This window comes from Stenotrophomonas sp. YJH_SMC_123 (assembly GCF_059368215.1).
On the sequence record NZ_JCAFRM010000006.1, the window covers coordinates 15,721 to 33,954 of the forward strand.

Genomic DNA, 18,234 nt, shown 5'->3' on the forward strand with positions numbered 1-18,234 from the left:
ACTACCGGCATGGATCAGGGCTTGTCGCGCACCAGCGCATCGGCCTCGACCACAGCGCCATCCTTTCCATGCAGGTACAGGTGCATGTCCTGCTGCGGGTACGGGATGTTGATGCCGGCCTTGTCAAAGCCCAGCTTCAGCTGCTCCAGCAGCGTGACCTTGGTGCCGAACCAGTCGGCCGACTTCACGTAGCAACGGATGCCGAGGTTGATCGCGTGCGCACCCAACTCGTACACCACCACGTCCGGTGCCGGCGTCTGCAGCACGCGCGGGTCGGCCTTCATCAGCGCCAGCGCGGTGTCGCGTGCCAGCTGGATGTTGTCTTCGTAGCCGATGCCGATCACCAGTTCGACGCGGCGGGTCGGCTCGGCGGTGAGGTTGATGATCGGTGCGGCGGTGATCAGCGTGTTCGGAATGGTGGTGTGCTGGTTGTCGGCACCGGTGATGACGGTCTGGAAGATGCGCACTTCGCGCACCGTGCCGGTCTGTCCGGCCACGGTGACCACATCGCCCACGCGGAACGGCCGCAGCGTCACCAGCATCACGCCCGAGGCGATGTTGGACAGCGAATCCTTCAGGGCAAGGCCGACGGCCAGGCCGGCGGTGCCGAGCACGGCCAGCAGCGGAGTGATCTGCACGCCCAGCGTGCCGATGGCCAGCACCACCACGATCACCAGCGATGCGGCGTACACCACGTTGCGCAGGAAGCTGCCCAGCATCGGGTCCACGCCCATGCGCGCTGTGGCGCGCGGCATCGCATTGGACAGGCGACGCGCCACCCACAGGCCCACCAGCAGCACTACGATGGCGGCCAGTAACGGCACACCGTAGGTTTCCAGCAGGCGCTGCCAGTTGAGCGAGTGGAACCAGGGCGTTGCGGCGGGGGCGGGAGGTGCGGCGGCGATCATGCGGAAGTCCTTTGCTGCGTAGCGATGTCTGCGTGGGGCAGGGCGTGCGTGGACGCCAGAAACAGCAAGCCCCGCAGAGGCGGGGCTTGCGTGCAGCAGCAGTATGGGCGGACGTCGATGAAAGCGACGTCAGCCCATCACGGCATCAGCCGTTGGCCTTCAGCTTGGCCAGGCGCAGCCAGGTATCGACCACGGTGTCCGGGTTCAGCGACACCGACTCGATGCCTTCCTGCATCAGCCATTCGGCCAGATCCGGGTGATCGGACGGGCCCTGGCCGCAGATGCCAACGTACTTGCCCTTGGCGCGTGCGGCCTTGATCGCCATCGACAGCAGCTTCTTCACTGCCGGGTTCCGTTCGTCGAACAGGTGCGCGACGATCGACGAGTCGCGGTCCAGGCCCAGGCTGAGCTGGGTCAGGTCGTTGGAGCCGATCGAGAAGCCGTCGAAGATCTCCAGGAACTCATCGGCGAGCAGTGCGTTGGACGGCACTTCGCACATCATGATGATCTTCAGGCCGTTCTCGCCCTGCTTCAGGCCGTTCTGTTCCAGCACCTCGACGACCTTGCGGCCTTCTTCCAGGGTGCGCACGAACGGAATCATGACCCACAGGTTGTCCAGGCCCATTTCGTTGCGCACGCGCAGCACGGCCTTGCACTCCAGCGCGAAGGCGGCCGAGAAGCTCGGGTCGACGTAACGGCTGGCGCCGCGGAAGCCGATCATCGGGTTTTCTTCGTGCGGCTCGTAGTTGCTGCCGCCGATCAGGTTGGCGTACTCGTTGGACTTGAAGTCCGACAGGCGCACGATCACCGGGTTCGGTGCAACCGAGGCGGTGAGCGTGGCGATGCCTTCGGCCAGGCGGTCCACGTAGAAGCTGACAGGATCACCGTAGCCGGCGATCTTCTCGTCGATCTTCTTCTTGGTCGCCGCATCCTGGCGGTCGTATTCCAGCAGCGCGTTCGGGTGGATGCCAATGTGGCTGGCGATGATCATTTCCAGGCGGGCCAGGCCGATGCCGGCGTTCGGCAGCTGGCCGAAGTCGAAGGCACGTTCCGGGTTGGCCACGTTCATCATGATCTTCAGCGGTGCCGGCGGCATGTTGCCCAGATCGGTGGTGGTGCGCTCGAAGCCGAGCTTTCCTTCGTAGATGAAGCCGGTATCACCTTCAGCGCAGCTGACGGTGACCAGCTGGCCATCTTCGATCACCTTGGTGGCGTTGCCCGAACCGACCACGGCCGGCACGCCCAGCTCGCGCGCGATGATCGCGGCGTGGCAGGTACGGCCGCCACGGTTGGTGACGATGGCCGAAGCGCGCTTCATCACCGGTTCCCAATCGGGATCGGTCATGTCGGCGATCAGTACGTCGCCCGGCTGCACGCGGTTCATGTCGTCCAGCGTCTTCACCACGCGGGCCACGCCCGAGCCGATCTTGGCGCCGACGGCGCGGCCTTCGGCCAGCACGTTGCCGCCCTTCTCGGTCAGCGCGAAGCGCTCGATCTGGGTGGCGTGGCTGCGCGACTTCACCGTTTCCGGGCGCGCCTGCACGATGAACAGCTTGCCGCTGACACCGTCCTTGGCCCACTCGATGTCCATCGGGCGGCCGTAGTGCTTTTCGATGACCAGCGCCTGCTTGGACAGTTCCTGCACGTCCTCGTCGCTGATCGAGAAGGTGTTGCGCAGCTCGGCCGGGGTGTCCTCGATCCTGACGCGCTCACCCGGAACATCGGAATACACCATGCGGATCGCCTTGCTGCCGAGCGAGCGGCGCAGGATCGCCGGCTTGCCGGCCTGCAGGGTGGGCTTGTAGACGTAGTACTCGTCGGGATTGACCGCGCCCTGCACGACCATTTCGCCAAGGCCGAACGAAGAGGTGACGAACACCACGTCGCGGAAGCCGGACTCGGTGTCCAAGGTGAACAGCACGCCGGACGAACCGACGCCCGAACGCACCATCAGCTGCACGCCGGCGGACAGGAACACATCCTCATGCTTGAACCCGTGGTGCACGCGGTAGGCGATGGCGCGGTCGTTGTACAGCGAGGCGAACACTTCCTTGACCTTGTGCACGACGTCGTCGGCACCGGTGACGTTGAGGAAGGTTTCCTGCTGGCCGGCGAAGGAGGCATCCGGCAGATCCTCGGCGGTGGCCGAGGAACGCACGGCCACGGCCACATCGCCGCCGCCGTTGTCGGCGCTCAGCTTGGCGTAAGCGGTGCGGATGTCCTGGTCCAGCTGCGGCTGCAGCGGCGCATCGATCACCCAGCTGCGGATTTCCTTGCCGGCGGCGGTCAGCGCGTTGACGTCCTCGACGTCCAGCGTGGCCAGCCTGTCGAAGATGCGCTTGGACAGATCGTTGTGCGCAATGAAGTCCTTGAAGGCTTCAGCGGTGGTGGCATAACCGCCCGGCACCGAAACGCCCAGACCGGCTAGGTTGCCGATCATCTCGCCCAGCGACGAATTCTTGCCGCCTACGCGGGCCAGATCGGCCAGACGCAGTTCGTGCAACCACAGGATGTTCTCGTTCAAGCGCGATGCTCCGTTTGGCCATCGCCCGAGGCGGGCTGAGTGGCCGCGTCCGTAGGAAGAAGCCGATATGATGCCGGGCAGAGCACCGTCGGCACAAGCTTGTGCTGGCGGCCTTTTTAAGCTTCGTAGGGGGTAAAAGCGCGCATGTCGACCATCCGTCCGGTGTTCTACGTTTCCGATGGAACCGGTATCACCGCTGAAACCATTGGGCATAGCCTGCTGACCCAGTTCTCCGGGTTCAGCTTCATTACCGACCGCATGTCGTTTGTCGACGACCCCGAAAAAGCGCGTGAAGCCTGTGCCCGGATCCAGGCGGCAGGGGAGCGCTACCAGGTCCGGCCGATCGTGGTGAACTCCTGCGTGGACCAGAGCCTGAGCCTGATCCTGGCCGACAGCGGGGCGCTGATGCTGGATGTGTTCGCGCCGTTCATCGAGCCGCTGGAGCGTGAACTGGCCAGCCCGCGCCTGGCCCGGGTCGGCCAGGCCCACGGCATGGTCGATTTCGATACCTACCACCGTCGCATCAACGCGATGAACTTCGCCCTGACCCATGACGACGGCATCGCGGTGAACTACGACGATGCCGACGTGATCCTGGTGGCGGTGTCGCGCGCGGGCAAGACGCCGACCTGCATCTACCTGGCCCTGCATTACGGGGTACGCGCGGCCAACTACCCGCTGACCGACGAAGACCTGGAAAGCGATCGCCTGCCGCCGCGACTGCGCAATTACCGGCGCAAGCTGTTCGGCCTGACCATCGATCCGGACCGGCTGCAGCAGATCCGCCAGGAGCGCCGTCCGAACTCGCGCTACGCCAACCTGGAGACCTGCAAGCGCGAGGTGGCTGCGGCCGAGACCATGTTCCGCATGGAGCGGATCCCGACCCTGAGCACCACGCATACCTCGATCGAGGAGATTTCCAGCAAGGTGCTGGCCACGCTGGGGCTGCAGCGCGAGCTGTATTGATCCGTTCCGGCGCGCCGCACTTCGCCCTGTAGAGCCGAGCCCACGCTCGGCTGGGCCGCCGGGTTCTTCCCGAACAGCAGCCGAGCATGGGCTCGGCTCTACACGGGGATCGTCGTTGTCGGGTTGGCTGTGGCTTGAGGCGCCCCCACGTTGAAGCACCAACGTGTAGGATCGACCCATGGCCCAAGCCTCGCCCCGCACCGAACGTATTCCCCGCCTGAGCCGGTTGAGCTGGCTCATGGGCCTGTACGCGGAGAACTACCGCCATCTGGTGCGCCTGTTCGAACCGGCCGGATTGGTGGCGGGCAGCTACATTTCCTCGATCGGCGACGGCCTGGACGTACGCCTGGACGTGATCGAGTGCCACCGCTACACGGTGGAACTGCGCCTGACCTACGACCTGGCCGACCCGGTCACCGGTGAGCCGGATCCCTCGGCGTATGTGCGCCTTTACCGTGACGCACGCCAGGCCGAGACCACCCATTGCTACGTCGGCCGCCGCTGGCAGGACACGATGGGCCTGTACCCGCCGCCGGCCGAGCTGATCAGCCACCGCATGCGGATGAACACCTTCCTCGGCAAGTGGCTGGAATACCTGGCTGAGCGCGGCCACGGCGTGGCCACCCTGCGCCGCGATCCCGATGGCGCAGGCACACCCGCCGAGCGCCGCCTGTCGCTGGTGCGCTGATCGGCCATAATCCACGGCTGACCTGCCGCTGGATGCCGCCCATGCCGTACACCCCGATCGTCGCCACCCTGGGCTACGTGCTGTCGCCTGATCGTCGCCAGGTGCTGATGATCCACCGCAACACCCGTCCGGGTGACCACCACCTGGGCAAGTACAACGGGCTGGGCGGCAAGATCGAAGCGGACGAGGACGTGGCATCCAGCATGCGTCGCGAGATCGCCGAGGAAGCCGGCATCGACTGCACCGGCATGCGCCTGCGCGGCACCCTCAGCTGGCCGGGCTTCGGCAAGCACGGTGAAGACTGGCTGGGCTTCGTGTTCGTCATCGATACTTTCGAAGGCACCCCGCACGGCGGCAACCACGAGGGCACGCTGGAGTGGGTGGACCTGGACAAGCTGGACACGCTGCCGATGTGGGAGGGCGACCGCAACTTCCTGCCGCTGGTGTTCGACGCCGACCCGCGCCCGTTCCACGGCGTGATGCCGTACAAGGACGGCCGCATGGTCAGTTGGTCCTACAGCCGGCTGTGAGGTGACGAATCGGGTGGGTGCCAACCTTGGTTGGCACGCTCTTCTGGCAAATTAATACCCGGATAATATTGACTCGGTGAAATTACCCGGGCAATATTCGCGCATCGCCTCTGATGCCATTGCCATGCCTGTGTCCCGACTTCCTCCCTTCAGCTGTTTCGACGGCCATCGCCTGGTCGCTTCCGGTACCCCGGAAGTGGCAGCGCTGGCGTTGAAACAGCTGCGTGCCGACAACGCAGCCGGTCCGCTGCTGGTGTTCGACAACGCCAGCGGGCGAACCCGCGATTTCGACACGCGCGGCAGCGACACAGAGCTGCTGGCGCGGGTGACCGAAGCGTTTCCCTCCGCCGTGGAGGCGGATGCCGACGTCACTACCGGAGAGGCGCCCGCAACCCCGCGTGGCCGTGGCCGCCCCCGACTGGGCGTGGTCGCCCGCGAAGTGACGCTGCTGCCGCGGCATTGGGCGTGGTTGGCCGAACAGCCGGGTGGGGCCTCGGTGGTGCTGCGCAGGCTGGTGGAAGCGGCCAGCCGTGCCGGTGCCGACGAGGACCGGCAGCGCCGCCACAGCGAGCGTACCTATCACTTCCTGCAGGCCATCGCCGGTGACCTGCCGGGCTTCGAGGAGGCCATTCGGGTGCTGTTCGCGCATGACCGCGCGGGCCTGGAAGCGGCGCTGCATTCCTGGCCCAGGGATGTGCGCGACCACGCCCTGCGCCTGGCGTTCGAAGACGCTGACGGCTGAGCCATCGCGCCGTTGCTGAGCGACGGCGTCATCTGATCGCGGGCCGCGGCCCGCTTCCCCTGTGCTTGCTTTGCTGGCGGAAACGCCGGGCAGGGCGGCGCCTTGCCCAGAGAATCCCATGAGCCCCCCTGTACATCCGACACCTCCGGCAGCACCCCCGCTGTGGCGCACCTACCTGACGCTGCTGCTGCCGATGCTGCTGACCAATGCGTTGCAGCTGGCCGCAGGCACGCTGGACAACATCTATCTCGGCCACCTGCTTGGCACACAGGCGGTGGCTGCGGCCGCGGCGTTCTTCCCGGTCTTTTTCCTGCTGCTGGCCCTGGTGATGGGCCTGGCCACGGGCGCGATGGTGCTGATCGGCCAGGCCTGGGGCGCGGGCCGCCCGCAACAGGCGCGCGCGGTGGCCGGCAGCGCGGTGGCGCTGATCCTGCTGTTGTCGGTGCTGGTGATGGCCTTGGGCGGCGGTTTCGCGCCACAGCTGCTGGCGGCACTGGGCACGCCGGCAGCGATCCTCGGCGAGTCCATCGTGTACGCGCGCGTGCTGTTGCTGGCGGCTCCGGTGTTCTTCCTGCTGTGGCTGGCCACTGCCGTGAGCCGCGCAGTGGGCGATGCAAAGACGCCGCTGCAGGCGCTGCTGCTGGCCACGGTGGTCGGCCTGCTGTGCACGCCGCTGCTGATCCTGGGCTGGACCGGCCTGCCGCGGCTGGGGTCGGCCAGTGCGGCTGTATCGGCGGCGTTTGCCTCATTGTTGGCCCTGGGCTGGTTGCTGTGGCGCTGGCATCGGGTAGGACATCCCCTGGCGCCACGGCGCGAGCAGTTGCGTGCCATCCGTTTCGATGGCGCGCTCATCCGCGCGATGCTGCGCATCGGCGTACCGTCTTCGCTGCAGATGCTCAGCCTGGCCATTGCCGAGATCGTATTGCTGGGCTGGATCAACCGCTACGGCTACACGGCCACGGCCGCCTACGGTGCGGTCAACCAGTTGATGAGCTGGGTGCAGCTGCCGGCGATGTCGCTGGGCATTACCGCCACCATCCTCGCGGCGCATGCGATGGGTGCAGGGCGTACGGCACGGCTGCCGGCCATCGCCCGCACCGGCGTGCTGCTTGGACTGGCGATGCTGAGTGCAGTGGTGCTGCTGGTGATGGCGCTTGCGCCCTGGCTGACCGGCCTGATCCTGGTGGCTGCCGAAGCGCGTGAACTGGCGACGCTGCAGTTGCGCACGGTGGCATGGGGCGTGCTGGCGATGGGCGGCAGCACCGTGCTGGTAGGAGTGATGCGCGGCAGTGGCACGGTATGGCGGCCAGCGCTGCTGGGCATGGCGGCGGTATTGCTGCTGGAGCTGCCGCTGGCGATGTGGATGCAGGCGCAGCACGGGCTGGCCGGCGTGTGGTGGGCGTGGCCGCTGGGGTTGCTGGCGATGCTGGTGATGCAGGTGTTCTGTTTCGAGCGCTGGCGGCGGGTGCAGGCTGGGTAGTGCCGGCCGCTGGCCGGCAACGCGGAACGGTCGGGGCAGCCGGCCAGCGGCCGGCTCTACCACTTCAGGGCCGCTGCGCCAGCGGCAGGTGGAAGCATCCGGCATCATCGCCGCCCGTCACCAGGAATCGGACGCGGCGGCGGCGGGCCCGCCGGTGACCATAGCGCCGACTCTGCGGCTTGGGAAGTAGGGAAACCCCGCGGAAGAGTGATGAGGAAATGTCCACCGTCGCAGTCGGTGAGATCTGGTTGTCCACAGGGGGTGTGGATTACGCGTGGGCAACTTTGTGGATAAGCCCCTACAGGCGCCACCCCCCTAGGCTGTCAAGATGGGTGGCGAAAAATTCACCGCCGGTGACGACGGGTGAGGGGGCGGTGAAGGATCGGCTGAGCCAGCGCTGTCGCCAGCGGCGGCGCTCGCGGTAACCTGTGGGCCTTGATGCTCCGTGAGACCCCATGAAACGTCACTTCTCGATGCTGCGCGAATTCCAGCTGGCCGACTGGTTCACCCTGGCCAATGCTTTCTGCGGCACCGGTGCGGTCTTTGCCGCGATGCGCTTCCTGCAGGACGGCGAGCGCGGCTATCTGCTGTTCGGCATGGCGCTGATCCCGCTGGCCTTCATCTTCGACGCCCTCGACGGGCGCATCGCGCGCTGGCGCAAGTCCAGCTCCACCCTGGGCCGCGAGCTGGACTCGCTGTCCGACGTGATCTCCTTCGGCGTGGCGCCGGCGGCGCTGGCCTATGCCTGCGGCATGCAGGGCGGATGGGACTGGCTGGTGCTGAGCTACTTCGTCTGCTGCGGCGTCAGCCGCCTGGCACGCTACAACGTCACTGCCGAGGCGCTCGCCGGCGACGAGGGCAAGGTCACGTATTTCGAGGGCACCCCGATCCCGACCAGCCTGGTGCTGGTGATCGTACTGGCGATTGCCGCCGGCACCGATGCCATCGGCCAGAACATCTGGTTCGGCCAGTGGCAGATCGGCCCGTGGCAGCTGCACCCGATGGTGCTGTTGTTCGCCCTGTCCGGGTCGCTGATGATCAGCAAGACCTTGCGTATTCCCAAGCCATGAGCCAGCCCTGCGGAGGCCTGCGATGACCAGCTCGGCCCACGACACCGGCAGCAGCGATTTCGAAACCCTGGCCCGGCAGTATTTCGGCGCCTGGGGCGATGCCCTGCGCCATGCGAGCACGCCCGGCGCACCCGCCGGTGACGATCCCGGCAGTTGGCAGCGGTTGTTCGACTGGTGGGGCCAGCTGTTGCCCGAGCAGGCGCAGGGCGCGCCGGAAGATGCCGTGCGCCGGTTCCGCGAACAGGCGGGCAGCTGGTACGGCACCATGCAGGAGGTCGCCGCACGGTTTGCGGGCCGCGACGCCAGCAGTGCCGATGTGGCCCAGGCCTGGCGCGAGGCGGTGCAGGGGCAGGGCGACGGCATGCTCCAGTGGATGCTGCAGGGCGCCCGTGGCAGCACGCACGCCGGCGCCGCGGTACCCGAATTCGCCGCCTGGCTGCAGCAGCTCCAGCTGCAGGCGGGCCCGTGGCTGCAGAGCCCGGCATTCGGCCCCGGCCGCGAGCACCAGGCGCGCTGGCAGGCCCTGCTGCGTGCGCAGGAGGAATACCAGCAGCATTCGCGCGCCTATGTCGATCAGATCAAGCAGGCACTGGACGAAGCCTTTGCGCTGTTCGAGCAGCGCCTGGCCGAGCACGAACAGCCCGGCAGCCAGCTGACCAGCGCCCGCGCGATGTTCGACCTGTGGATCGAAGTTGCCGAGGAGGCCTACGCCAAGGTCGCCATGTCCGAACCGTTCCAGCAGGTGTACGCCTCGCTGGGCAACGCGCAGATGCGCCTGCGCGCCGGCCTGCAGCGGGAGGTGGAACAGATGAGTGAACGGATCGGCCTGCCGACCCGGAGCGAGATGGATGCCGCACACCGCCGCATCGCCGAGCTGGAGCGCAGCCTGCGCCGCCTGCAGGCGCAGGTGGCTGTGCTGGCTGGAACCGCTGAGGTCGATCCGGTGGCGCAGCCGGCGCCGGCGAAGGTGAAGCCAACTGCGCGCAAGGCCGCGAAGAAGGCCGCGCCGGCAAAGAAGGCGCCTGCGAAGAGGACATCTGCAAAGAAGACATCTGCGAAGAAGGCCGCACCTCGCGCTTCCGCTCGGGCGCGTGACCGATGAAGGGACCATTGGGCTTCAACGCCGATGACCTGATGCAGGAGAGCCTGGCCATGCAGCGCAAGCTGATGGAAGGGCTGAAGCTGCTGCCGCAGGTGGAAGACGTGGACTATGGCGTGACCGCGCGCGAGGAAGTCTGGCGCGACGGCAAGGTGGTGCTGTATCGCTTCGTCGGTGAGCAGGCGCCGACCCGGCGCACGCCGCTGCTGATCGTCTACGCGCTGGTCAACCGGCCGTACATGGTCGACCTGCAGGCCGACCGTTCGCTGGTGCAGAAGCTGCTGGCGCTGGGCCAGGACGTGTACGTGCTGGACTGGGGCTACCCGGACCGGTCCGAACGCTTCCAGACCCTGGAGGACTACCTGCTGCGCTACATCGACGGAGCGGTCGATGCGCTGCGCGTGCGCAGTGGTGGCCCGGTCGACCTGCTCGGCATCTGCCAAGGCGGCGTGTTCGCACTCTGCTACGCAGCGTTGCGCCAACAGAAGCTGGGCAAGCTGATCACCATGGTCACCCCGGTCGATTTCCAGACCGCCGACAACATGCTCTCGCACTGGGCGCGGCAGGTGGACGTGGACCTGCTGGTCGATACGCTGGGCAACATCCCGGCCGACCTGATGAACGCCAGCTACCTGATGCTCAAGCCGTTCCGCCTGAACGTGCAGAAGTACGTCGGCCTGCTCGACATCCTCGATGACAAGGCGGCGCTGGAGGACTTCCTGCGCATGGAGAAGTGGATCTTCGATTCGCCGGACCTGGCGGGCGAGGCGTTCCGCGATTTCATCAAGCAGTTCTACCAGGCCAATGGCCTGATGAAGGGCACGGTAAGGATCGGCGAGGAAGCAGTGGACCTGTCGCAGGTGACGCTGCCGGTGCTGAACATCTACGCCGAGCAGGATCATCTGGTGCCGCCGGACGCCTCGCGCGCGATGCGCGGGCGCCTGGGCACGGACGACTACACCGAGTCCAGCTTCCGCGGTGGCCATATCGGCATCTACGTGTCCGGGCGCGCGCAGCGCGAAGTGCCGGCCACGATCGATGGTTGGCTGAAGGCGCGCGACCTGTAGAGTCGAGCCCTGCTCGACTGACTTGGAGGGATGATGACGTACCGGATTTTGTTGATTCTTGCGGTACTGCTGGCAGCGCCCCTTGCCCAGGCCGCACCCAGTGCGGATGCACGGCGGGAGATCGCCCAGTTGATCGCCAGCCTGGACGGCTCCCAGTGCCGGTTCCAGCGCAATGGCAGCTGGTACGACGGCGGCGATGCGCGCGCGCATCTGCAGCGCAAGTACGACTATCTGCTGAAGAAGGACATGGTGGACAGCGCCGAGCAGTTCATCGAGCGCGCCGCCAGCCAGAGCAGCATGAGCGGCAAACCCTATCGCATCCAGTGCCCGGGGCAGCCTGAACAGACCGCAGCCGCCTGGTTCGGTGCGCGCCTGCAGGCGCTGCGTCACCGCACGCCGTAGACATGGGCAGAGTGTAGAGTCGAGCCACGCTCGACTGCCCTGTCCGTTGCCCGGAGCCGCCGCCATGAACACCACGCCCAAGACACTGTCGCGTTCATTGAACGACCGCATGATCGCCGGCGTGATGGGTGGCATTGCCCATCGCTTCGGCTGGAATGCCACCCTCCTGCGGGTGGTCTACGTGCTGCTGTCGCTGGCCTCGGCGGCCTTCCCCGGCATCCTGGTCTACCTGATCCTGTGGCTGCTGATGCCGAACGAGGCCGATTGAACACCGCCTCCCGGCCTTGGCCGATCTGGCTGCGCGCGCTGCAGGTGCTGGGCGCGGTGTGGACCCTGCCCAACACCCTGATCGGCCTGATGGGTGGGTTGGCCGGCATGCTCGGCGGCGCGACATTGCGCTGGAGCGGGCGTGACTGCGCGCTGGTGTTCGACCGTTGGCCGTGGGGGCCGGGTGGGGCGATCACCTTGGGCAATGTGATCCTGCACACGGGCCACGATCTTGGCATTTCCTGCCGGACCTACGCGCATCAGGCGGGGTGGGGCGTGGAGCCGCTGATCCGGCTGGACGACCATGAGCGTGCGCATGTCTACCAGTACATGGTGCTGGGGCCGCTGTACCTGCCGGTGTACCTGCTGTGTGGCGGGGTGAGTGCGCGCAATCCGTTCGAGCGGGCGGCCGATCATTTCGCCCGGTTCGGGCACGGCTGGTGGCCGTAGTTTCCAGCCAACGGCACAGCCCCTCGTGGCTTGGGCGCGGAATGCCTGCTTCCTGGGGGCTGGCCGGGTGGCTGGGGCCAGCGCGGACGCCGTGACCCCATCCATGGGGGCTTGGCCGCGGCTTGCACGTGTGCGCTGTCCTGCGCACACGGCAAGACCGGGGTTGGGCGTCCTGCCCAACCCGTCGGGCGCATGCGCCCGACCCATGCCGCGGATACCCCGCCACCCCCACACACCCGGCCGCTGACAGATTCCGTGCGCGTCCAGCCACGGAAGAGATAAAGAACAGCAGAAGCGGGTCGCGCGCTGCGCTTGCTCGTGTAGAGCCGAGCCTGCGCTCGGCTTCGCGGACTGGCCGGAAAGCAGCCGAGCGTGGGCTCGGCTCTACAAGAAGCGAGCCGGCCATTCCGCTTTTGCTTTTGGTCTTCTTTTTTCTTTTCCGTGGCTGGACGTGCCCGAAAACTGTCGGGGGTCGGGCGGGGTGGGTGCGCGGGACCGTTGGCGCCATGGATGGCGCCATCGAGCCCCCAGGGACGGGTTCACGGCGTGTCCCGCGCACCCACCTCGCCCGGCCCAATCACATCAAACGCGTTACACGACCACCCACGAGGGGCTGCGCCGTTGGCGGGAATCCCCAACGGATTCGTTAGCCGGAAGTTAAGGATCCGTAAGCATTCTGCTGCGATCCCGCAGTCATCTGCATGCAACCGATCGTCATTAGCCTTCGTGACGTTCCAGTCAGGTTCGACGCGGTAAGCTCTCCCCCGATGAGCTCGCAGCATCGCTCATCGAGTGCAGTACGCAGTAGCAATTTGGAGGAATACATCACATGGCAATCGTTCTTTATGTCGGTGGTAGCAAGGATGGCGAGAAGGGCGTGGTGCCCTACGGCTTCAGCAAATCCCGCGCCGACACCGCGCTGGGGCCGGAGTTCTACACGGAGCGGTTCATGGAACTGCAGGGTGTCGGCAAGGTCCGCCTGATGGCCCTGGAAGGCATGCGTGACGAGATCGTCATGCAGCGCGCTGCCCGCCACTACCGCTGACCTTCGCAACACGCGGCAGGGCGCGCCCACCATCGCGCGCCCGCGCCGGCATCCCAGCCCCGGGCCAGTCCGGGCCCGCTCTTTGCCAGGATGCCGGCGTCCACTCCGGCTACGCCGCTGTACCTCGTCCCCTGTCAATGCCTTGTCCGGCTCCGTCGTCGGTTGCCAGAATGGGGTCTTCCCGTAACGCGGCTCAGACCTGAAGCAATGCACGACGCCAAGAACGCCCAGAGCGCGCTCGCCCAGCAGATCGCCCAGACCATCGCCGACGAGATCGGTGCCCAGTCCGCCCAGGTACGCGCCGCCGTCGGCCTGCTCGACGAGGGCGCCAGCGTTCCGTTCATCGCGCGCTACCGCAAGGAAGTGACCGGTGGCCTGGACGACACCCAGCTGCGCAACCTGGAAACCCGGCTGACCTACCTGCGCGAGCTGGAGGACCGCCGTGCGGCGGTGCTGGCCAGCATCGGCGAGCAGGGCAAGCTCAGCGACGAGCTGCGCAATGACATCCTGGCCGCCGATACCAAGAGCCGGCTGGAAGACCTGTACCTGCCTTACAAGCCCAAGCGACGTACCCGCGCCCAGATCGCCCGCGAGGCCGGTCTGGAGCCGCTGGCCGATGGCCTGCTGGCCGATCCGACGCAGGACCCGCAGACGTTCGCGGCCACCTTCGTCGATACCGACAAGGGTGTGGCCGACACCAAGGCCGCGCTGGAAGGCGCCCGCGCGATCCTGATGGAGCGCTGGGGCGAAGATGCCGCGTTGGTTGGCGAGCTGCGCACCTGGCTGGGCGAGACCGGCGTGATCCGTGCCCGCGTGGCCGAGGGCAAGGAAACCGAAGGCGCCAAGTACCGCGACTATTTCGAACATGCCGAATCTCTGGCGAAGATTCCCTCGCACCGGTTGCTGGCGCTGTTCCGCGCGCGCCGCGAAGAGATCCTGTTCCTGGAACTGGACCCGGGCAGCGATGCCGAAGCGGGCCACCAGTACGCCGAGGGTCGGGTGGCACGCAAGGCCGGCATCGCCGACCGGGGGCGTGCCGCCGACCGCTGGCTGCTGGATGCCTGCCGCCTGACCTGGCGCGCCAAGCTGCACACCCATCTTCTGCTGGACCTGTTCAACCAGGCCCGCGAAAAGGCCGAAGCCGAAGCCATCGCGGTGTTCGGCGACAACCTGAAGGACCTGCTGCTGGCCGCACCGGCCGGCCCGAAGACTGTGCTGGGCCTGGACCCTGGCATCCGTACCGGCTGCAAGATCGCCGTGGTCGATGCCACAGGCAAGCTGGTCGCCACCGACACCATCTACCCGCATGAGCCACGTCGCCAGTGGGACCAGTCGGTGCAGACGATCAAGCAGCTGTGCGCCAAGCACAACGTGGAGCTGATCGCGATCGGCAATGGCACCGCCAGCCGCGAAACCGACAAGCTGGCCGGCGAAGCGATCAAGGCTGCCGCCAACCCGAAGCTGCAGAAGGTCGTGGTCAGCGAGGCGGGCGCCTCGGTGTACTCGGCCTCCGAGTTCGCGGCCAAGGAGTTCCCGGGGCTGGACGTGTCGCTGCGTGGCGCGGTATCGATCGCTCGTCGCCTGCAGGACCCGCTGGCCGAACTGGTCAAGATCGAACCCAAGGCGATCGGTGTCGGCCAGTACCAGCACGACGTGGACCAGTACCGCCTGGCGCGGGCGCTGGACGCGCGCGTGGAGGACTGCGTGAACGCGGTCGGCGTGTATGTCAACACCGCCTCGGCCGCGCTGCTGTCCCGGGTGTCCGGCCTGTCGGCCACGGTGGCCGAGAACATCGTGCGCCATCGCGACGACAACGGCCCGTTCAAGCGCCGCAAGGACCTGCTGAAGGTCGCGCGCCTGGGCGAGAAGACCTTCGAGCAGTGCGCCGGCTTCCTGCGCATCGCCGATGGCGACCAGCCGCTGGACGCCTCGGCGGTACACCCCGAAGCCTATCCGGTGGTTGAGCGCATCGTGGCCAGCACCGCGCGCCCGATCAAGGCGCTGATCGGTGACGGCAGCTTCCTGCGTGGCCTGAAGGCAGAACAGTTCACCGACGACACCTTTGGCGTCCCGACCGTGCGCGACATCCTGAAGGAACTGGAAAAGCCGGGCCGCGACCCGCGCCCGGAGTTCAAGGCGGCGCGCTTCGCCGAGGGCGTCGAGGACATCAAGGACCTGCGCGAGGGCATGGTGCTGGAGGGCGTGGTCAGCAACGTGGCCGCCTTCGGGGCCTTTGTCGATATCGGCGTGCACCAGGACGGCCTGATCCACATCTCGGCGCTCTCCGATACCTTCGTGAAGGACCCGCGCGACGTGGTCAAGGCCGGTGACATCGTCAAGGTGAAGGTGCTGGAGGTGGACGTGGCGCGCAAGCGCATCGCCCTGACCCGGCGCCTGGACGATACCCCGGGCCAGGCCACCAGCCGCCCGGGCCAGCGCGATGAGCGGGGCCAGGGCCAAGGGCCGCGCCGTGACGCTGGCGGCCAGAACCGTGGACCGAACCGCGGCCAGGGCGCTGGCGGCCGTCCGGCCCAGTCTGCGCCGCCGGCCAACAATGCCCTGGCCGAAGCCTTTGCCCGGGCCAAGCGCAGCTGAGGATCGTGCCCCCCGTCACGGTTGATCCGGGGCGGGGGGCTTGTCGGTTTTCCCCGTGATTGCGCACACTTGCGCCTGAGGGGGGCGTTTGGCCTCCCCGCTGTCGCTGGGGAGGACCATGACGCCAGCACGACCCGCCGTCTTCGTTGCAGGCCGCAGTGCTTCGCTGCGGTCGGCGCCTGCCCGTGCCGGCAGGGGACCGGAGTGATGCCGGGCCAGGGCACCCACGGCAATGGACTGCTGGAGCGCCGCCTGCAGGCGTTGGCTGAAGAGCGTCGCCGGCTGGCGATGATCATCGACGGTACCGCTGCGGGTACCTGGGAATGGAACGTGCAGACCGGCGAGATGCGGGTCAATGCGCGCTGGGCCGAGATTGTCGGTTATCGCCTGGATGAGCTGGAACCGATCTGCCAGAAGACGTTCCTGAAGCTGGTCCATCCCGATGACATTGCGCTGTCCGATGCAGCGCTGGACGACCATTTCGAAGGGCGCAGCGACAACTACGCCTGCCTGCTGCGCATGCGCCACAGGAACGGCCAGTGGATCTGGATCCAGGACCGTGGCCGGGTCTTTGAATGGGACGGGCAGGGCAAGCCGCTGTGGATGGCCGGTGCCCATGCCGATGTCACCGAGCTGCAGCAGGCAAGGCAGGACGCGGCCGAGACCCGGCAACGCCTGCAGGCCGTGGTCGATGCGTCCGATGAGGTGGCGGTGATCGCCACCGATACCGATGGCACCATCACCCTGTTCAACACGGGGGCGGAGCGCCTGCTGGGCTACAGCGCGGCGGAGGTGGTCGGCCAGCGCCGGCTCGACGCCTTCCACGATCCAGCCGAACTGAAAGCGTGGTTGCAGCCGCTGGCTGATGCTGATGGCAATCTTCCCGGCGTGTTCGAGGCGCTGAGCGCGCGTGCCGACGGGCAGACCTACTCGCGGCAGTGGACGCTGCTGCGCAAGGATGGCCAGTCACGCCAGGTACGCCTGTCGATCAGCCGCATGGAGAGTGCCGATGGAACGCGCATCGGCTACGTCGGCATGGCCATCGACATTACCGAGATCCTGCAGGCACGCGCCGAAGCACGACTTTCGGCAGAGAAGTTCGCTGGCGCGTTCACCTCCGCCGCACTGGGCATGGCACTGGTGTCGCTGGAAGGACGCTGGCTGGATGTCAACGACGCGCTGTGCCGGATACTGGGCTACCCGCGAGAAGAGCTGCTGCAGGTCGATTTCCAGCGCCTGACCCATCCCGATGACCTGCAGACCGACCTGGCCCTGGTACAGGACCTGTTGGCCGGGCGACGCAGCCACTATCACCTGGAAAAGCGCTACCTCGACCGCGACGGCCGCATCATCTGGGCGCGGCTGTCGGTGTCGCTGGTGCGCAACGAGCATGGCGAACCGCTGCATTTCGTGTCGCAGATCCAGGACATTACCGCCCAGCGCAGCAGCGAGCAGCGCCTGTTCGAGAGTGAACAACGCAGCCGAATCACGCTGGATGCGGTGGCCGACCTGGTGCTCAGCGTCAGCCTTGATGGCCGCATCGACTACGCCAACGCTGCTGCGGTGCGCACCCTGGCCGGTGATGGCGCCTTGTCGCTGGCCGGGCACAAGGTGCAGGACGTGCTGGCGCTGACCACCGAGTACGCGCCCGGCTCGGTACTGGATGTGACGGTGCTGCTGGACCCGGAGAGCAACGCGGTGGACCTGCACGCCGACCTGCTGCTGCGCCTGGGCACGGCAACGGTGCCGGTGGACCTGACCCGCGCCTGGCTGCGCGATGACGAAGGCCACGTGCGCGGCGCGGTGTGGGTGCTGCGCGACGACACCCAGCAGCGGGCACGCCAGCGCGAAGCCCGCCACCTGGCCGAGATCGATCCGCTCACCGAACTGAGCAACCGCCGCGGTTTCGAGGTGCACCTGCAGCAGGCGATCACCCGCGTGGAGCGCACCGGCCAGGCCGCCTCGCTGATGTACATCGATCTGGACCGCTTCAAGCCGGTCAACGACACCTGGGGCCATCTGGCCGGCGATGCCGTGCTGTGGGCGGTGGCCAGCGTGCTGCGCCATGGCGTGCGCGATTCGGACGTGGTGGCACGGTTGGGCGGCGACGAATTCGCGGTCATCCTGTCCGGTTGCACGCCGCGGCGTGCGGCCCGCATCGGGGGCGAGCTGCTGCACACCCTGGCCGCGCTGTCCATTCCGTGGGACCAGGACCGGCTGCGGATCGGTGCCAGCATCGGTATCGCGCCGCTGGCCGGCGGCATGAGCGTGGACCAGGCGGTGGCTGCGGCCGATGCCCAGTGCTACCGGGCCAAGGCGATGGGGCGCAACAACGTGCAGGTGCAGGGCGAGTTGTCCCAGCTTCCGGGTGACGATCCCGACGCCGCGGAGGACTGATCTC

The 18,234-nt window shown here is 67.2% G+C and carries 16 protein-coding genes; 14 read left to right on the plus strand and 2 right to left on the minus strand.

Going from position 1 to position 18,234, the window contains the following annotated elements; all coding sequences use genetic code 11:
• Nucleotides 1–14 precede the first annotated feature (14 nt).
• Together AC5P5W_RS14030 and ppsA are read right to left on the minus strand one after the other, a co-directional pair.
• Nucleotides 15–908: a mechanosensitive ion channel domain-containing protein gene (locus AC5P5W_RS14030; RefSeq protein WP_197575499.1), complete on the minus strand. Its 894-nt coding sequence runs from the start codon at nucleotides 906–908 to the stop codon at nucleotides 15–17.
• Between the two features lie 145 nt (nucleotides 909–1,053).
• On the minus strand, nucleotides 1,054–3,432 hold the full coding sequence (gene ppsA / locus AC5P5W_RS14035; protein ID WP_014647553.1) for a phosphoenolpyruvate synthase: 2,379 nt from the start codon (nucleotides 3,430–3,432) through the stop codon (nucleotides 1,054–1,056).
• 144 nt (nucleotides 3,433–3,576) lie between these two features.
• On the opposite strand from ppsA, the gene ppsR reads away from it, so the two are divergent.
• The 14 genes from ppsR (at nucleotide 3,577) to AC5P5W_RS14105 (ending at nucleotide 18,230) form a co-directional block, all read left to right on the plus strand.
• A complete protein-coding gene (gene ppsR, locus AC5P5W_RS14040) occupies nucleotides 3,577–4,398 on the plus strand; it encodes a posphoenolpyruvate synthetase regulatory kinase/phosphorylase PpsR (protein WP_014647552.1) in 822 nt (273 codons plus the stop codon).
• A 178-nt stretch (nucleotides 4,399–4,576) separates the two neighbouring features.
• A complete protein-coding gene (locus AC5P5W_RS14045) occupies nucleotides 4,577–5,086 on the plus strand; it encodes a DUF1249 domain-containing protein (protein ID WP_032956108.1) in 510 nt (169 codons plus the stop codon).
• Between the two features lie 41 nt (nucleotides 5,087–5,127).
• The gene (locus AC5P5W_RS14050) at nucleotides 5,128–5,616 is read left to right on the plus strand and encodes an NUDIX hydrolase (protein ID WP_049441664.1); all 489 of its coding nucleotides are present in this window, start codon (nucleotides 5,128–5,130) and stop codon (nucleotides 5,614–5,616) included.
• A gap of 124 nt (nucleotides 5,617–5,740) precedes the next feature.
• Nucleotides 5,741–6,358 (plus strand): DUF2239 family protein, encoded by a 618-nt coding sequence (locus AC5P5W_RS14055; protein WP_032956104.1) that lies wholly within the window; start codon nucleotides 5,741–5,743, stop codon nucleotides 6,356–6,358.
• A 118-nt stretch (nucleotides 6,359–6,476) separates the two neighbouring features.
• The gene (locus AC5P5W_RS14060; RefSeq protein ID WP_032956100.1) at nucleotides 6,477–7,838 is read left to right on the plus strand and encodes an MATE family efflux transporter; all 1,362 of its coding nucleotides are present in this window, start codon (nucleotides 6,477–6,479) and stop codon (nucleotides 7,836–7,838) included.
• Between the two features lie 455 nt (nucleotides 7,839–8,293).
• Nucleotides 8,294–8,908 carry a CDP-alcohol phosphatidyltransferase family protein gene (locus AC5P5W_RS14065; protein WP_014647547.1) on the plus strand — a complete coding sequence of 205 codons (615 nt, stop codon included), beginning with the start codon at nucleotides 8,294–8,296 and terminating at the stop codon, nucleotides 8,906–8,908.
• Between the two features lie 22 nt (nucleotides 8,909–8,930).
• On the plus strand, nucleotides 8,931–10,010 hold the full coding sequence (gene phaE / locus AC5P5W_RS14070) for a class III poly(R)-hydroxyalkanoic acid synthase subunit PhaE (RefSeq protein WP_197575569.1): 1,080 nt from the start codon (nucleotides 8,931–8,933) through the stop codon (nucleotides 10,008–10,010).
• Complete coding sequence (gene phaC / locus AC5P5W_RS14075) at nucleotides 10,007–11,074, plus strand: class III poly(R)-hydroxyalkanoic acid synthase subunit PhaC (protein WP_046431281.1); 1,068 nt, start codon at nucleotides 10,007–10,009, stop codon at nucleotides 11,072–11,074. Before phaE ends, phaC begins: the two co-directional genes overlap by 4 nt.
• A gap of 33 nt (nucleotides 11,075–11,107) precedes the next feature.
• Entirely contained in the window at nucleotides 11,108–11,476 is a 369-nt protein-coding gene (locus AC5P5W_RS14080) for a YfeK family protein (protein WP_053495886.1), read from the plus strand.
• A 64-nt stretch (nucleotides 11,477–11,540) separates the two neighbouring features.
• Nucleotides 11,541–11,744 carry a PspC domain-containing protein gene (locus AC5P5W_RS14085; RefSeq protein WP_014647543.1) on the plus strand — a complete coding sequence of 68 codons (204 nt, stop codon included), beginning with the start codon at nucleotides 11,541–11,543 and terminating at the stop codon, nucleotides 11,742–11,744.
• The gene (locus AC5P5W_RS14090) at nucleotides 11,741–12,193 is read left to right on the plus strand and encodes a hypothetical protein (protein WP_169412771.1); all 453 of its coding nucleotides are present in this window, start codon (nucleotides 11,741–11,743) and stop codon (nucleotides 12,191–12,193) included. The genes AC5P5W_RS14085 and AC5P5W_RS14090 overlap by 4 nt, the downstream gene beginning before the upstream one ends.
• An 829-nt stretch (nucleotides 12,194–13,022) precedes the next feature.
• On the plus strand, nucleotides 13,023–13,238 hold the full coding sequence (locus tag AC5P5W_RS14095; RefSeq protein WP_005410085.1) for a hypothetical protein: 216 nt from the start codon (nucleotides 13,023–13,025) through the stop codon (nucleotides 13,236–13,238).
• A gap of 207 nt (nucleotides 13,239–13,445) precedes the next feature.
• Nucleotides 13,446–15,833: a Tex family protein gene (locus AC5P5W_RS14100; RefSeq protein WP_014647540.1), complete on the plus strand. Its 2,388-nt coding sequence runs from the start codon at nucleotides 13,446–13,448 to the stop codon at nucleotides 15,831–15,833.
• 207 nt (nucleotides 15,834–16,040) lie between these two features.
• Entirely contained in the window at nucleotides 16,041–18,230 is a 2,190-nt protein-coding gene (locus AC5P5W_RS14105) for a PAS domain S-box protein (protein WP_014647539.1), read from the plus strand.
• Nucleotides 18,231–18,234 lie beyond the last annotated feature (4 nt).

Bases quoted from the DNA above. Each gene is read 5' to 3' on its own strand.
- AC5P5W_RS14030 (WP_197575499.1), bottom strand. From the start codon at position 908: ATGATCGCCGCCGCACCTCCCGCCCCCGCCGCAACGCCCTGGTTCCAC.
- ppsR (WP_014647552.1), top strand. From the start codon at position 3,577: ATGTCGACCATCCGTCCGGTGTTCTACGTTTCCGATGGAACCGGTATC.
- AC5P5W_RS14045 (WP_032956108.1), top strand. From the start codon at position 4,577: ATGGCCCAAGCCTCGCCCCGCACCGAACGTATTCCCCGCCTGAGCCGG.
- AC5P5W_RS14050 (WP_049441664.1), top strand. From the start codon at position 5,128: ATGCCGTACACCCCGATCGTCGCCACCCTGGGCTACGTGCTGTCGCCT.
- AC5P5W_RS14055 (WP_032956104.1), top strand. From the start codon at position 5,741: ATGCCTGTGTCCCGACTTCCTCCCTTCAGCTGTTTCGACGGCCATCGC.
- AC5P5W_RS14060 (WP_032956100.1), top strand. From the start codon at position 6,477: ATGAGCCCCCCTGTACATCCGACACCTCCGGCAGCACCCCCGCTGTGG.
- AC5P5W_RS14065 (WP_014647547.1), top strand. From the start codon at position 8,294: ATGAAACGTCACTTCTCGATGCTGCGCGAATTCCAGCTGGCCGACTGG.
- phaE (WP_197575569.1), top strand. From the start codon at position 8,931: ATGACCAGCTCGGCCCACGACACCGGCAGCAGCGATTTCGAAACCCTG.
- phaC (WP_046431281.1), top strand. From the start codon at position 10,007: ATGAAGGGACCATTGGGCTTCAACGCCGATGACCTGATGCAGGAGAGC.
- AC5P5W_RS14080 (WP_053495886.1), top strand. From the start codon at position 11,108: ATGACGTACCGGATTTTGTTGATTCTTGCGGTACTGCTGGCAGCGCCC.
- AC5P5W_RS14085 (WP_014647543.1), top strand. From the start codon at position 11,541: ATGAACACCACGCCCAAGACACTGTCGCGTTCATTGAACGACCGCATG.
- AC5P5W_RS14095 (WP_005410085.1), top strand. From the start codon at position 13,023: ATGGCAATCGTTCTTTATGTCGGTGGTAGCAAGGATGGCGAGAAGGGC.
- AC5P5W_RS14100 (WP_014647540.1), top strand. From the start codon at position 13,446: ATGCACGACGCCAAGAACGCCCAGAGCGCGCTCGCCCAGCAGATCGCC.
- AC5P5W_RS14105 (WP_014647539.1), top strand. From the start codon at position 16,041: ATGCCGGGCCAGGGCACCCACGGCAATGGACTGCTGGAGCGCCGCCTG.